This window comes from Pseudomonas sp. HY13-MNA-CIBAN-0226 (assembly GCF_040310305.1).
Taxonomy (GTDB): Bacteria; Pseudomonadota; Gammaproteobacteria; order Pseudomonadales; family Pseudomonadaceae; genus Aquipseudomonas; species Aquipseudomonas gregormendelii.
Genome location: NZ_JBEOPS010000717.1, coordinates 1 through 229 on the forward strand (window position 1 = coordinate 1; position 229 = coordinate 229).

1 pseudogene is annotated in these 229 nt (G+C 62.9%); it reads right to left on the reverse strand.

Annotation, left to right across the window (positions count from 1 at the left end):
- Positions 1-229: pseudogene (locus AAEZ05_RS30580) on the reverse strand (glycosyltransferase family 1 protein); the annotation flags it as partial.

Genomic DNA, 229 nt, shown 5'->3' on the forward strand with positions numbered 1-229 from the left:
CAGCAAGGCATCGGCGCTGGCCATCAGCCGCGCAACATGCTGGGCGGGCCGGAATCCATCAATGACGGTGACATTGTCTGGCACGCTGGCCGGCATGCCAGAGCCCACCAACAGCAAGTGGTAGCCTTCCCCCAGGCGCTTCATGCAGTTGAGCAGCACCGGCAGGTTTTTCTCCTTGGAGCCGCGCCCGGCGAAGATCAGTAGCCGAGTGTCTTCGCCAATCCCCAGT